Raw genomic sequence first — 11,952 nt, 5'->3', positions numbered from 1 at the left:
AGGTAATTGCTGCAAAAGGAATACTTACACCTAAAGACTTTCCTGAGGTCTCAACAAAAATAAGCCAGAGGCAGAATCGTCATACTGCAGGGACACAGCAGCTTGAGGAGCGGGGGAGCGTTGGTTTCGTGAACAGTGTTTCAGATGCTAAAAAAGTGCTTGATGCTTACCACTCCGGCCAAGTGAAAATCCTAGGAAAGAATGGTCAAGGTTTTCCAGTGGTTAAATTTGAGGGTGTTACTGGAACTAACGTTAATCTCGGCGTTGGTATAACTGATCAGCCGACTAACGTATTTGTTATCAAGGGAACAAAAAAGCCGAGCATTGTCCCCACAAATCCAAACTGGAGTCAGAAATGAGTGATCAGCCTGTGCTGGAAGAGTGGAACTTTCAAGTGCTAATGCTTGTTCAGGCGTTGGTAGGGGCGGTCTCTGCCAACTTTAGAATGGTCGCATTGCTGTGGTGTGGCGATGAGTGGGTATTGAGGTTCTATCTTGAAGAGAACCTTGAGGATGACGTCGAGGAGATTGAAGATATTGTTTGTCAATATACGGCATATCAAAATTCTAGCTTGAGATGCCGTTCTGAATTGATTGTGGGTAGCGAAAGACTTCCGGGGTTATCGGCGCTTGGGCGGGTCGTGTACCGTCGCAGAGAGGCCATTGGTAGTTAGTTGCTGCAAAAGGTAAACTTCGAATAGATCCAAGTGGAAGTTTCTCTCAGTCAGAGATAAATTCTGCATACTATATGGCTGCTCAAGGTAAAAAGTTGAGCTGCGTCGCCCTGTTGGTACGAGAGCAGAAGGGAAAACTTCAGATCTTCTAGTTAATGGTGTTAGCTATGATGTATATACCCCTGCAACGGGTAATGCGGACAGAATAATTTCTGCGATAGCAAAGAAAAATACGCAAGCTGAGGGGGTTGTTCTAGATTTATCTAGAAGCACCGTTACTAGAGAGCAGTTGGGAGATGTTCTGCGGAGAGTTAATGGTTCAGGGGCGAAAAAATTAATGACATCGCTATCATAGGTAAGTGAAATGCCATCAATGCTCTGTAAATGTGGTAATAAGTTAAGTTTTGGTGAGATGCCGAATCCAATTGAATGACTTTTGATTTCAGATGAGAACTTTGACAGGTTCCAAGGGCGGGTGGGTTTGGAGGCGATTTATCGAGAGATGAATAGTGCCCTCAAGTGTTCTCGTTGTGGAGGATTATGGGTGTTTTGGAACGGCTTTGATTCTGCCCCAGTGTCATATGCTCAAGAATAGTTAGTTGTTCTCAGTGAAGTTGCGGAAAAAGAACTAGCTAAAGGTTTAATAAGTAAGGGCTTTGAAATATACCTTCATAAAGAATTAGGTGGGAAGCCAAGTTTTTCGACGAAGGGACGAGAGTTTGACGGAGCATATGGAGCGAATAACTCTACCTGGTACGAAGCTAAATCAGGCCGATATTGGGAAGATCATGTCCAGGCAGCTTCTAAAGGATTTGAAAAGTTTAAGTCTGATATTGGTGCGCATGCTCGAATAGCTAAGGGTAGCGGTGCTTCTTTTGAAGTTCATTAAAATACAAAAACTCATCAACATGTTAAGTCATGGTTGACTCAAAAGATATACCGTTTAAAGAGTGTCAATATGAGCAGTCAGGCATCTATAGATATAAGCTTACTTCGACCTTGTAGCCCAAGAGAAGTGATAGTAAAACCAATTGATTTTGGGGGGGGTATTGACTCTGAAGGCGAGGTTTGTTTTTACTGCTATCTGATGTTGACTCCTATGAATGGCAGAAAGAGCATGTTAAAAAATTTAACTTGGAGGCGTTCCTAAACTCTCATTCGTTATCTGGGGGTAATCGGGATTGCTATGGTTTTTGATGGAAAATTTGGAGGGGGGGTTAATTTATCGAGACTGGATCTCTTTATCTATTTCTATAAATAGAATTTGTCTTTTTGAGGCTGTGCCAGATTTTAATAAATATATTGGTAAGCTTCGATGGGTTATAGAAAGTTTTGGCGTATCTAGTTTTAGTTGTGAGTGTATCGTTTGAATAAACAGCTCCGGATTTTAGTTGGTCCGGGGTTGTTATTTTATTCTACTGTAATCACCACGCACCCCTTCATTTGAGGGGGCGCTGAAGGTGGCGGAGTTATTACAACGCCTCATACGGGTGGTACTCAGCTGGATGGAGTGCAGAAGGATGGTGCCTATGTGATTCTGGAGTACAAGCTGAATCCGGGGGTGATGTATAGTGAGTCAGATAGTTCAAAGAATACCTCTAAACACTTGAGCTCTGCTTCTTTTGATGCTGCGAGTGGTATAGGAAAAATCTATTCTCATAAGGTTAGTTTGAGTAATGGTTAAATAATATTTAACGACTTTCTGTAGGTGCTTCAAAGAGGTATTTTGGTTATGGACCAAATGGTACTGTTGAGTTGGTCGGCCGTTGAAACAGATGCTCGACTATGCTCAATCTCAAGGGGCAGAGAGAATTACTTTAAACGGCCGCTATGCAACTGAGGAAGGAGCGATGTTGGGTACGGGTAGTGTGGATAATGTTAAGAAAAATTTTTCCTTCAGTTTCCCCCGCTACCCGAGAAGGGTTAAAAGGGTTCTTAAAAGGGCTTGAGAAGTGAAGATTCGTCGTACCCTTGAAAAAAGAATGAGGCAACTAGATGCATCTGGCCGAGGGCATTTTTATGAGGTTGCAGATGAAGGGCAGATACTTTGTTCTGTAAAGCTTGAGAATGGTGTTTTAGATATATGTATGGATGGATTTTTTATTTCGAAAAAAGATGATGTTCCCAAGATTCTTTTTGAGGCGGTTGTTGCTATAAAAAGTCATTTGAATGCAAGTTTTTTCTCTAGTGAAAGAGAGGACTTTGATTTTTATCTTCCTATAGATGTTGAGTGTGAGTCTTTTGGGTTTTCTCTTTTGGTGCCATTTTTGAGTTATTCCAACGTTCTGAATATTTTAACGGGTCTGAGGGATGATTGGCTTAAACAAGCCTCATCCTAAATTTACTCTTGGTTTCAGCAAGACTCGAATTGAGGAGGTAAAAGGGTATCCCCAAATTTCGCAGATTCAAGTTAATTCTGGTGGAGGTCGGCATGAAGGAGCTTATTAGAAAGTTTCTACTACAACGGAGGGCGCTATAAAGATAGTTGATCCTTCAACGTATAAGCCGAATCCTGGGGGAAAGGCAAAGCTTGTTTCTGGAGGTTAGTTTGATGTTGTCAAAATTAAAATGGATAATTCAAGCTTTGGCTATTCCAGCATCTGAGCAGGTGCGTTTATTTCCAACTTTTATTAATGTTGCAGATGGGCTTGCATTAATTTGGGAGGATGTCTTAGAAGCTCTTGAGGTTTTTAGAGAGATGGTGTCAGCAGGCGCGCTATTGGAAATTCAAAATCTAGATGAGAATATTTTATCTATTAGTGGTGAGTCTAATTCGCAGATTTGGACTAAAAATTCTTTGTACGACTCTGTCCTCTGGGAGGAAATAAGAGGGCTTGCTGCTGGGGTGGCTAAAAAAATGAACTGGCCTATTAGCTCACCTGGATCTGCCGAGGGTATCTATATCGGATCATAAAAGTAAAGTTGCTCTCAAGGGTGTAACTAATTTTGAGGGTGGAATGAAAGTTATTAAACTGATGCCTGACTATCAGTGTTTTCCATTGTGGAGTTTGTCGCCAGACTCTATTGGGAATGTTGATCCCGAGGAGTTGCCGACTTCACAAGAGCTCAAAGCTGATCTAATGTCATGGGCACTTAAGTATGATGATACCTTAGATGAAAAATATCCTCCTGACTCTGGATTTTCTAGCGAGGAGGATGAGGCGGAGTTTAATAAAAAAGGAGAGCATCTGTTTGAGCGGCTAAAGGTAGAGTTGAAAGGTTATGTTGTGGTTTTGAAGTGATTGAAGATGTGCGGGATAAATGCGCGAATTTTATGTGTGGTAGTGCGTTTTGGTTGTAGTGGTCATTCTATCGTCAAAGAGAATAATTAAGCTATTGATCGATATTTGATCGATTGCGATAAATAAGGGCAACTTTCACGCCGCCTTTTTTGCTTACTGGAGCACTTGCTCCTGCATCCGCCTCGTCGTTACATTCATCAAATCACGTCCATCTCGCTGTAATGGTCAACTAATCCCGGACACACAGCCAACTCGGTTGTTGAGAGCGCTAAAAAAGCAGGTGGTGTTGCAAAGGAAGAGGTGCAGAGGCAGCTAAAAATTTTGATCGGCCTTTGGGAGTTTATAACCCTCACTGCGTTTCCAATTCACCTGCTTGATGACGAAAACCGAAAGCTGGTCAATCCGATTGTTGATACGTCAGGAGGGAATCCTTCTAGTGAAGGATATGCTGGCGGTAGTCGCCCGGACAGTTTAACTACTACAGGTGGTCGTCCTATTGGCGGCGTAGGTGAGACCGACTATGTTCGACCTGTGGAGGAGCTTCCGTCTTCAGGAGTTGTTTATAACTCTCAAGGTGAAAAAATTACCCAGGGTGTGCATGCTAAAATCAGAAATAAAGAAGGACGCCCGGTTGGCTCTGTTGTAAATGATATTCAGGTTGCGCGGCCTGCAGATATTTTGATTCAGGATGATGGTAGATGGGTAATCAAGGGGCTAAAAGATCGTGTTCATATTATTGAGCCTGATGGTGAGGTTGTAACGTCATTGAATAATCCTAAAGCTAATACAAGAGATAGGATTCTACGGGGGCAGTGGCGGCCGGCCTCGCAAGATGAGCTTGATAAATTTGAGTCGATTTTTTCTAATTATGTGAGGTGGTAACGTATGGAACTTTTAAGCAAAGAGTGCATTGCAAGTGTCACGCTGTATGATCTTCGCGTCTCCGAGGGTGAATTAATGGTTTTTGCAGATAGCATAGCGATGGTAATGAAGAATTTTAGTGACTCTGATATTGAGAAAAGTACAGTCTGCGAGTCTAGGGAAGAGCTTTCTTACTATCTTGATGAACTTAAAGAGTTGCTCAAAGGCATGGTTCGGCAAGAGTACTTGCCAGAAAGATTTAAGGGTGATTTGTAAGTTTGGGGGGAGCAATTGCAGCGAGACCAATTGCAATAGTGGTGGCGACGAAGTCATCGGGCGCGTAGGAGGCGACCAAATGTCGTTTCGGTCGCCGATACCGGCAAGGTCAAGGGCAAGGAATTCGACATCAGCGTCACTGCCACCATCGGCCCGGGTGCCGGTGTCAGTGGCTCAGTCGGTTACGGCCAGACCACCGGCAAGACCGACTGGGTTGAAGAGCAAACCCGCATCACTGGCAAGAACAAGGTCGATATCCGCACCGAAAACCACACCCAGATCGACGGTGCGCTGATCGCCGCCGACAACGGCAACCTCAAGTTGGACACCGGCACCCTGGGCTTCAGCGATATCGCCGGCAAGGACAAGGAACACGGTTATTACCTGAACGTGGGCGGCACCTACAGCTCCGGTAGTGGCACCACACAAGACAGCAGCCAGGTGGGTAAAGGCAAGGAAGGTGAAACCGGCTGGAGCGTCAGCGGCTGGGACTACCAGAAGGACCGCGAGCAGATCGTGCGCGCCACCGTCGGGGCGGGCGAGATCGTGGTGCGCAAGGATGCCGAGACCGGGGCCGATTCAACGGCCGGGCTGAACCGGGATGTGAGCAAGGCGTATGAGATCACCAAGGATGAGGAGTCGCGTACGGATCTGTATGCGAGCAGTTCTTCCCTTGGGGCGGTGGCGAGCCCGAAGAAGGCGTATGAGCAGTGGAAGAAGAGTGTTGAGTTGTATGGGGAAAAAAGCCGGGAGACGATGGTAAAGCTGACCCTTCTCTCGGCCAGCATGGGCGTTCTAATCGCGTCGCCAGACAATCTTCAGGGCACATCCGAAGAAATTAATAGAGTCTTGGTAGAAACTGAAAACTACCTAAAAGCCTTCAGCAAAGATGAGAACAGACGTGCGGAGGCTATTGAGTTTCGACTCAAGCAGAAGTTCGGAGATCCAAAATCTGACGGGGAAAAGCTTCTCGTCGCTCGCATGCAGGAAATTGCCCGTCAGAGCCCTGAGAAGTCAGTTGAACTGACAGCGCTCATCGGCCGCCTCAGCGATTCTCCTGCAGGCGCAAATAACTATGCTCAGGGGCTCGCTAGTTCGGGGGTTATGCTTGCCCTGATTGGTGCACTGGCTTATCAAGCGTCCACACCTGAAAATCAAGAGCGGATGCGTAATGCCGCCAACTCTATGGTTAAAAGTGCTAGTCAGGGTGTTTCTGTAAAAGCGGAGGAGGTGCAGAGTCGGCTAAGGGTTTCAATGGCGCTCTGGGAATTGCTAACTGTTATGCCGTTCCCAATTCACCTGCTTGATGATGAAAACCGAAAGCTGGTCAATCCGATTGTTGATGCATCAGGAGGGAATCCTGCCAGTGGGGGCTACGCTGAGGGTGGCGGAGTTATTACAACGCCACATACCGGCGGTACTCAACTGGATGGGGTGCAGAAGGATGGTGCCTATGTGACTCCGGAGCACAAGCTGAATCCGGGGGTGATGTATACTATAAATGGTATTACTCCTCGTAATGCACGAAATTTAGTTGGAGGGCCTCTTGAGGGTGGGACTCAAGTTAGTCGAAATTTCATATTGGAAGGTGGTCCCGTGAATGGAGTGTTATATCGGGCTGATAATCAAGGGAACATAACTAGCTACGCTACTTATGATTCGGTGGGTATGGTGTTGAAAAGAGTCGATGTTACAGGTAAGCCTCATTTGTCTGTTCCGACGCCACATGTAATAGAGTATGGTAGGAATACACTTCCTGATGGAACTGTTAGAGTGCAGTCACCATCCACGAAGTTAGCCCCAAGACCGATTAGACCAGACGAGGTTCCATGATGAGTGTTAATACAATTAAACCTTTTGTAGGCTTGAGTAGATATGAGTCATGGAAATCGCAGTGGGCGGAAAAAAGTACAGTTGATATATTTTCCTATGTGAGTGAAATTTGCAGTCCTGAAGATGTTATGTTGTTTTGTAGATTGTTGTTTCCCGATTTTGTTGTTAGGGATGATGCGGTGTTTCTAGAGAGTCGATACGACGCTGCGATATTCGATGTTTGGCTCGAGCAGTTGAATGGTGATGTCAATGCCGTTGAGAGGGTGATGAATCAAATTCATCTTTATGATGTTTTTTCTGGAACGGCAAGCGATGTTGGTGATGTAATATTTGAACAGTTGGCGGATATTTTTGCAGTTTCATGGCGTTTGGTTTTAAAAGATAAGTTTCCCGAGAAGAAATTTTCTGTTGAAGTCTCAAATACCGAGCAGGATTACGGTCCAACGATAATTTTTTTTCAGATTTGTTAGTTGTGTTTTAGAGTGGGCGGTATGAGTTTTTGAGTTGAGTAGTTTTGTGTGTGAGTTATTAGGTTGTATGTGTCGTGGGTGGTGTATTGCAGAGTGATGTTTAGGGGGGTTAAGAAGTTTTTTTGTATGTTGCTTGTCTGGAAGAAGAGTGGGTTGTTTCGTGTTAAATAGTTCTGCTCTTAGTGTCCGCGTAAAAGATGAGTGATTCAGTTCTAACTCTATATATGTCGCGAGAGAAACGAGTGGCTTTGGCACTCTGATCTTTGCCGACAACGGCAACCTCAAGCTGGACACCGGCACCCTGGGCTTCAGCGATATTGCCGGCAAGGACAAGGAACACGGCTATTACCTGAACGTGGGCGGCACCTACAGCTCCGGTAGTGGCACCACACAAGACAGCAGCCAGGTGGGTAAAGGCAAGGAAGGTGAAACCGGCTGGAGCGTCAGCGGCTGGGATTACCAGAAGGACCGCGAGCAGATCGTGCGCGCCACCGTCGGGGCGGGCGAGATCGTGGTGCGCAAGGATGCCGAGACCGGGGCCGATTCAACGGCCGGGCTGAACCGGGATGTGGGCAAGGCATATGAGATCACCAAGGATGAGGAGTCGCGTACGGATTTGTATGCGAGCAGTTCTTCCATTGACGCTGCACTCAAACCGGGTGAAACGCTGAAACAATGGTCTGAATGGTACGAGGCTAAATCTGGCCGATACTGGGAGGATCATGCTCAAGCCGGATCTAAAGGTTTTGATAAGTTTAAGTCAGATGTCGGCGCGCATGCTCGAATAGCTAAAGATAATGGCGCTTCTTTTGAGGTCCATTCCAATACACCGATTCCTCAGCATACCAAGGAGTGGCTGAGTTCAAAAGGGATATTTTTTAAGGAGTATTAATATGGGTAGCCAAGCATCTGTAGATGTAAGTCTGTCTCGGCCTTGTAGTCCAAAAGATATAGTGATGGCACTGCTTGATTCTGGGTGGAGTTTTGATTTTGAAGGGGATGTTCTATTTTTGTTGTCATCAGATATTGACTCTTATGATTGGCAGAAAGAGTATGCTGAGCATTTCAACTTAAAGGAATTTCTCGACTCTCATTCGCCATTCGGGAGGATTGGTATTGCTATGGTTTTTGATGGAAGGTTTGGAGGGGAGTTCTTAATTAGTCGAGATTGTATATCGTTGTCTATTTCAATAAATAGAATTTGTGTTTTTGGCACTGTGCCGGATTTTACTGAGTATGTTTTTAGACTTAAGGAAGTTGTGAGTGGCTTTGGTTTTTCTGATATTAGATGTGAATATGTTTCTTGACTGATATTTGGTGTAAAGAAACTGATGTTGATGATACTGTGCTGGCTGGAAGAGGGGTTGCTTCTGAAAATAAGAGTAACTATCTTGTCGCGAACTGAGCGTCGAAGAGCACGAGAGAAAAATCGCGACTTTCAAGCCGCGATTTTTGCTTGCTGAAGTACCTGCTCCTGTATTCACCTTGTTGTAAAATCCATCAAATCATACCCGCCGCGCAGCAGAATTCTGCACACCAGTGACATTTCCTGCAGAACCACTGCACCTTCGGGCGCGTCATCAGAAGTCGCGAAGTTCTCCAGCAGTTGAGTCACAGCGCGAATGCGATACGCCGCTGCATCGTGGAGGACGTCAATGGGGGCCTGGGTATCGATCAGCAGCGAGGGAATGTTGCAGTCGTGGCCGGTAATCGGCATGTATCGATTCAGAGTCCTCATGGGGCTTACTCCTGTATCAATCAGAGCCATCACCTTCTGCCGCCAAACAGAGTAAGGGTGACGGATTGCACAAGGTTGGCGGACCAGGGATACAGGACCAGGCACTCTCGAAGGCGTCCCTGCGCAACCCGCCATATTTCTATGCCCGCGCACCTGGCTCCAGGCGTGGGCAAAATGCTCAGCAAATACAGCAAAACGGCATATTTCACTGCCCGGGCCAGCCCCCTAACCTTGTGTCCATCAGCTTCTCAACCCGGATGGAACACAACAAAAATGACTGAATACAACATCGCCCTGGTGGGCTTCGGCGGGGTCAATCGGGCCCTGGCGCAATTGATTGCCGAGCGCAATCAGGCATGGAAAAAACAGCTGGGTTTCAGTTTGAAAATCGTCGGCATCAGCGATCTGTTCCTCGGCTCCATCGTCGCTCCCCAGGGACTGGACGCCGGTCTGCTGAGCAAGCTGCCGGCAACCAAAGGCGCGTTGGCGCAACTGCCTGGCGGCCAGGTGGAGGCGCTCAACGAACAGGTGATCAAGGACTCTGGCGCCGACATCATTGCCGAGGCCACCTTCACCAACCCGGTGGACGGCGAGCCAGCGAGTACCTTCTGCCGTTGGGCCCTGGAGCAGGGCAAGCACGTGGTGACCACCAACAAGGGCCCCATTGCCCTGCACAGCGCCGAGCTCAAGGCCCTGGCCCAGCGCAATCTGGCGGCCTTCGAATACGAAGGCGCGGTGATGAGCGGCACCCCGGTGATCCGCATGGCCAAGCAGTCCCTGGCCGGCAGTGGGCTACTGGGGTTCGAGGGCATTCTCAATGGCACCTCCAACTTTGTGCTGACCCGCATGGAGGCCGGCCTGGGCTTTGCCGAAGCGGTGGCCGAGGCCCAGGCCCTGGGGTATGCCGAGGCCGATCCGAGCGCGGATGTCGAAGGCTTTGACGTGCGCTTGAAGGTGGTGATCCTGGCCAACGAATTGCTCGACGCGCAGTTGACCGTCAGTGATGTCAGTTGCCGGGGTATCTCCGGCCTGACGGCCAAGGACCTGGAGCAGGCCCGTGCCGAGGGCGCGCGCTGGAAGCTGATCGGTTCGGCCCAACGCCTGGCCGATGGCTCGCTGCAAGCCAGTGTCGAGCCGCGCCTGTTGCCCCTGGCCCATCCGCTGGCGGGCATTGGCGGGGCGATCAACGCGGTGTCGTTCAACACCGAACTGCTGGGCGCGGTGACGGTGTCCGGGCCGGGCGCTGGGCGCATCGAGACCGCCTTTGCCTTGCTCTCGGACATCATTCACATCCACCAGTCGCGCTTGGCCCGCTAGGAGCATGCCCATGAACCTGTCACGTCTGGCGCTGGCCGCCGATTCGATTGATGTCTGCAGCCCCTTCGATGGTCGGCTGATCGGGACAGTGCCACGCCTTGAGGCCTGTGCCGTGCCCTACCTGTTGCAGCAAGCCCGCCAGGGTGTCAGCGACTGCGCGGCGCTGCCGCGCTATCAGCGGGCACGGATTCTGGAGCGGGCGGCCCTGAACATCGAGCGCGACGCCGAACATTTCGCCCGGTTGATCGTCGATGAAGCGGGCAAGACCCTGAAACAGGCGCAGAAAGAGGTCAAGCGCTGCATCAACACCCTCAAGCTGTCGGCCGAAGAGGCCAAGCGCAATGCCGGCGAGGTGCTGCCGTTTGATGCCTATGAAGGTTCGGAAAACCGCCAGGGCTGGTTTTCGCGCGAGCCCTTGGGGCTGATCCTGGCGATCACGCCTTACAACGATCCGTTGAACCTGGTGGCGCACAAACTGGGCCCGGCCATCGCCGGGGGCAACGGGGTGATTCTCAAGCCCTCGGAGCTGGCGCCGCTGTCGGCGATCAAGCTGGTGGACTACTTGCGCGATGCCGGCCTGCCGACCTCGGTGGTGACCCTGGCCACCGGTGGTGCGGATCTGGGCAAGGCCCTGGTGGAAGCCCGTGAGGTGCGCATGGTGTCGTTCACTGGCGGCTTTGTCACCGGGGAGCAGATCGCCCGCAGCGCCGGGTTGAAAAAGCTGGCCATGGACCTGGGAGGCAATGCGCCGGTGATCGTGATGACCGACTGCGACCTGGCGGCGACGGTGGAAAGCTGCGTGTCCGGGGCCTTCTGGGCGGCGGGGCAGAACTGCATCGGCACCCAGCGCCTGCTGGTCCAGGCCTCGATCTATGAGGCGTTTCGAGAGGCTTTTGTGCGCCTGGCTCGGGAGCAGGTCAGTGGCGACCCGCTGGCCAGCAGCACGGACATCGGGCCGATGATCAGCCTGCAGGCGGCGCAGAACGCGCAGAAGGTCGTGGATGAAGCGCTGCAACAGGGCGCGCGTTTGCTCTGTGGGCATCAGCGCCGGGGTTCCTGTTACGCCGCCACGGTGCTGGAGAATGTCGACCACGGCAGTCGCCTGTGGCAGGACGAGGTCTTTGCGCCAGTGGTGGTCTTGCAACCGTTCGACGATCTGGATCAGGCCATCGCTTTGGCCAATCAGCCCGAATACAGCCTGCATGCAGGGATCTTCACCAATGACCTGCGTATCGCCATGGACGCCGCGCGGCGGATCGAGGCGGGCGGGGTGATGATCAACGATTCGTCCGATTACCGTTTCGATGCCATGCCGTTTGGCGGCTTCAAGTACGGCAGCCTGGGCCGCGAAGGGGTGCGTTTCGCCTATGAGGAAATGACCCAGCCCAAGGTGGTGTGCCTCAACCGCCTGGGCTGAGGCTGATTGCAGCAACACGACAGGTCGCCGGGCACCGGGCAGGTTTGGTCACCTGCCCGGTGTTTTTTTGCTGGCGGTGAGGTGCGGTGAATCGGTCGCGGTACGGGCAGTGGTAAAGTTCGCCG

Annotated in this window: 15 protein-coding genes and 2 pseudogenes; 16 read left to right on the top strand and 1 reads right to left on the bottom strand. The window is 49.8% G+C overall.

Annotated elements, in window-relative coordinates; all coding sequences use genetic code 11:
- The first annotated feature begins 5 nt into the window (after positions 1-5).
- The 14 genes and pseudogenes from AC1RMG_RS19970 (at position 6) to AC1RMG_RS19905 (ending at position 8,662) form a co-directional block, all read left to right on the top strand.
- Positions 6-359: a polymorphic toxin type 50 domain-containing protein gene (locus AC1RMG_RS19970; protein ID WP_176876789.1), complete on the top strand. Its 354-nt coding sequence runs from the start codon at positions 6-8 to the stop codon at positions 357-359.
- Positions 356-673 (top strand): MafI2 family immunity protein, encoded by a 318-nt coding sequence (locus tag AC1RMG_RS19965; protein ID WP_019094981.1) that lies wholly within the window; start codon positions 356-358, stop codon positions 671-673. Before AC1RMG_RS19970 ends, AC1RMG_RS19965 begins: the two co-directional genes overlap by 4 nt.
- Positions 674-773: 100 nt before the next feature.
- Positions 774-1,028, top strand: coding sequence for a CdiA C-terminal domain-containing protein (locus AC1RMG_RS19960; protein WP_176876790.1), 255 nt, complete (start codon positions 774-776; stop codon positions 1,026-1,028).
- Positions 1,029-1,109: 81 nt separating this feature from the next.
- On the top strand, positions 1,110-1,268 hold the full coding sequence (locus AC1RMG_RS19955; RefSeq protein WP_492590233.1) for a DUF8617 domain-containing protein: 159 nt from the start codon (positions 1,110-1,112) through the stop codon (positions 1,266-1,268).
- 1,357 nt (positions 1,269-2,625) lie between these two features.
- A complete protein-coding gene (locus AC1RMG_RS19950) occupies positions 2,626-3,012 on the top strand; it encodes a hypothetical protein (protein WP_145711663.1) in 387 nt (128 codons plus the stop codon).
- 212 nt (positions 3,013-3,224) lie between these two features.
- Complete coding sequence (locus tag AC1RMG_RS19945; RefSeq protein WP_146043171.1) at positions 3,225-3,587, top strand: hypothetical protein; 363 nt, start codon at positions 3,225-3,227, stop codon at positions 3,585-3,587.
- Between the two features lie 43 nt (positions 3,588-3,630).
- Positions 3,631-3,915 (top strand): immunity protein CdiI family protein, encoded by a 285-nt coding sequence (locus AC1RMG_RS19940; protein ID WP_123578011.1) that lies wholly within the window; start codon positions 3,631-3,633, stop codon positions 3,913-3,915.
- 300 nt (positions 3,916-4,215) lie between these two features.
- Positions 4,216-4,797: a hypothetical protein gene (locus AC1RMG_RS19935; protein WP_493170037.1), complete on the top strand. Its 582-nt coding sequence runs from the start codon at positions 4,216-4,218 to the stop codon at positions 4,795-4,797.
- Between the two features lie 3 nt (positions 4,798-4,800).
- Positions 4,801-5,052 carry a hypothetical protein gene (locus tag AC1RMG_RS19930; protein ID WP_077933565.1) on the top strand — a complete coding sequence of 84 codons (252 nt, stop codon included), beginning with the start codon at positions 4,801-4,803 and terminating at the stop codon, positions 5,050-5,052.
- 43 nt (positions 5,053-5,095) lie between these two features.
- A pseudogene (locus AC1RMG_RS19925) lies at positions 5,096-6,480 on the top strand (hemagglutinin repeat-containing protein); the annotation flags it as partial.
- 60 nt (positions 6,481-6,540) lie between these two features.
- The gene (locus AC1RMG_RS19920; RefSeq protein WP_320334754.1) at positions 6,541-6,885 is read left to right on the top strand and encodes a polymorphic toxin type 24 domain-containing protein; all 345 of its coding nucleotides are present in this window, start codon (positions 6,541-6,543) and stop codon (positions 6,883-6,885) included.
- Positions 6,885-7,355, top strand: a complete 471-nt coding sequence (locus AC1RMG_RS19915; RefSeq protein ID WP_233447052.1) for a hypothetical protein — start codon at positions 6,885-6,887, stop codon at positions 7,353-7,355. The genes AC1RMG_RS19920 and AC1RMG_RS19915 overlap by 1 nt, the downstream gene beginning before the upstream one ends.
- Before the next feature lie 250 nt (positions 7,356-7,605).
- Positions 7,606-8,040: pseudogene (locus tag AC1RMG_RS19910) on the top strand (toxin C-terminal domain-containing protein); the annotation flags it as partial.
- A gap of 208 nt (positions 8,041-8,248) precedes the next feature.
- Positions 8,249-8,662 carry a hypothetical protein gene (locus AC1RMG_RS19905; protein WP_125063479.1) on the top strand — a complete coding sequence of 138 codons (414 nt, stop codon included), beginning with the start codon at positions 8,249-8,251 and terminating at the stop codon, positions 8,660-8,662.
- Between the two features lie 173 nt (positions 8,663-8,835).
- Here the strand turns inward: AC1RMG_RS19905 and AC1RMG_RS19900 are convergent, their stop codons facing one another.
- A complete protein-coding gene (locus tag AC1RMG_RS19900; protein ID WP_072449878.1) occupies positions 8,836-9,093 on the bottom strand; it encodes a hypothetical protein in 258 nt (85 codons plus the stop codon).
- Positions 9,094-9,366: 273 nt separating this feature from the next.
- Between AC1RMG_RS19900 and AC1RMG_RS19895 the strand changes: the two genes are divergently transcribed.
- Positions 9,367-10,410: a homoserine dehydrogenase gene (locus AC1RMG_RS19895; RefSeq protein ID WP_019094215.1), complete on the top strand. Its 1,044-nt coding sequence runs from the start codon at positions 9,367-9,369 to the stop codon at positions 10,408-10,410.
- A gap of 10 nt (positions 10,411-10,420) precedes the next feature.
- Positions 10,421-11,827: an aldehyde dehydrogenase family protein gene (locus tag AC1RMG_RS19890; RefSeq protein WP_019094216.1), complete on the top strand. Its 1,407-nt coding sequence runs from the start codon at positions 10,421-10,423 to the stop codon at positions 11,825-11,827.
- Positions 11,828-11,952 lie beyond the last annotated feature (125 nt).

This window comes from Pseudomonas sp. GW822-FHT04H02 (assembly GCF_058800645.1).
Note: the sequence above shows the minus strand (reverse complement) of the source record. Positions and strands in the feature narration are given on the sequence as shown.

Excerpts from the sequence above, each read along its gene's own strand:
- AC1RMG_RS19965 (WP_019094981.1), top strand. The coding sequence starts at position 356 with ATGAGTGATCAGCCTGTGCTGGAAGAGTGGAACTTTCAAGTGCTAATG.
- AC1RMG_RS19945 (WP_146043171.1), top strand. The coding sequence starts at position 3,225 with ATGTTGTCAAAATTAAAATGGATAATTCAAGCTTTGGCTATTCCAGCA.
- AC1RMG_RS19940 (WP_123578011.1), top strand. The coding sequence starts at position 3,631 with ATGAAAGTTATTAAACTGATGCCTGACTATCAGTGTTTTCCATTGTGG.
- AC1RMG_RS19930 (WP_077933565.1), top strand. The coding sequence starts at position 4,801 with ATGGAACTTTTAAGCAAAGAGTGCATTGCAAGTGTCACGCTGTATGAT.
- AC1RMG_RS19920 (WP_320334754.1), top strand. The coding sequence starts at position 6,541 with ATGTATACTATAAATGGTATTACTCCTCGTAATGCACGAAATTTAGTT.
- AC1RMG_RS19915 (WP_233447052.1), top strand. The coding sequence starts at position 6,885 with ATGAGTGTTAATACAATTAAACCTTTTGTAGGCTTGAGTAGATATGAG.
- AC1RMG_RS19905 (WP_125063479.1), top strand. The coding sequence starts at position 8,249 with ATGGGTAGCCAAGCATCTGTAGATGTAAGTCTGTCTCGGCCTTGTAGT.
- AC1RMG_RS19900 (WP_072449878.1), bottom strand. The coding sequence starts at position 9,093 with ATGAGGACTCTGAATCGATACATGCCGATTACCGGCCACGACTGCAAC.
- AC1RMG_RS19895 (WP_019094215.1), top strand. The coding sequence starts at position 9,367 with ATGACTGAATACAACATCGCCCTGGTGGGCTTCGGCGGGGTCAATCGG.
- AC1RMG_RS19890 (WP_019094216.1), top strand. The coding sequence starts at position 10,421 with ATGAACCTGTCACGTCTGGCGCTGGCCGCCGATTCGATTGATGTCTGC.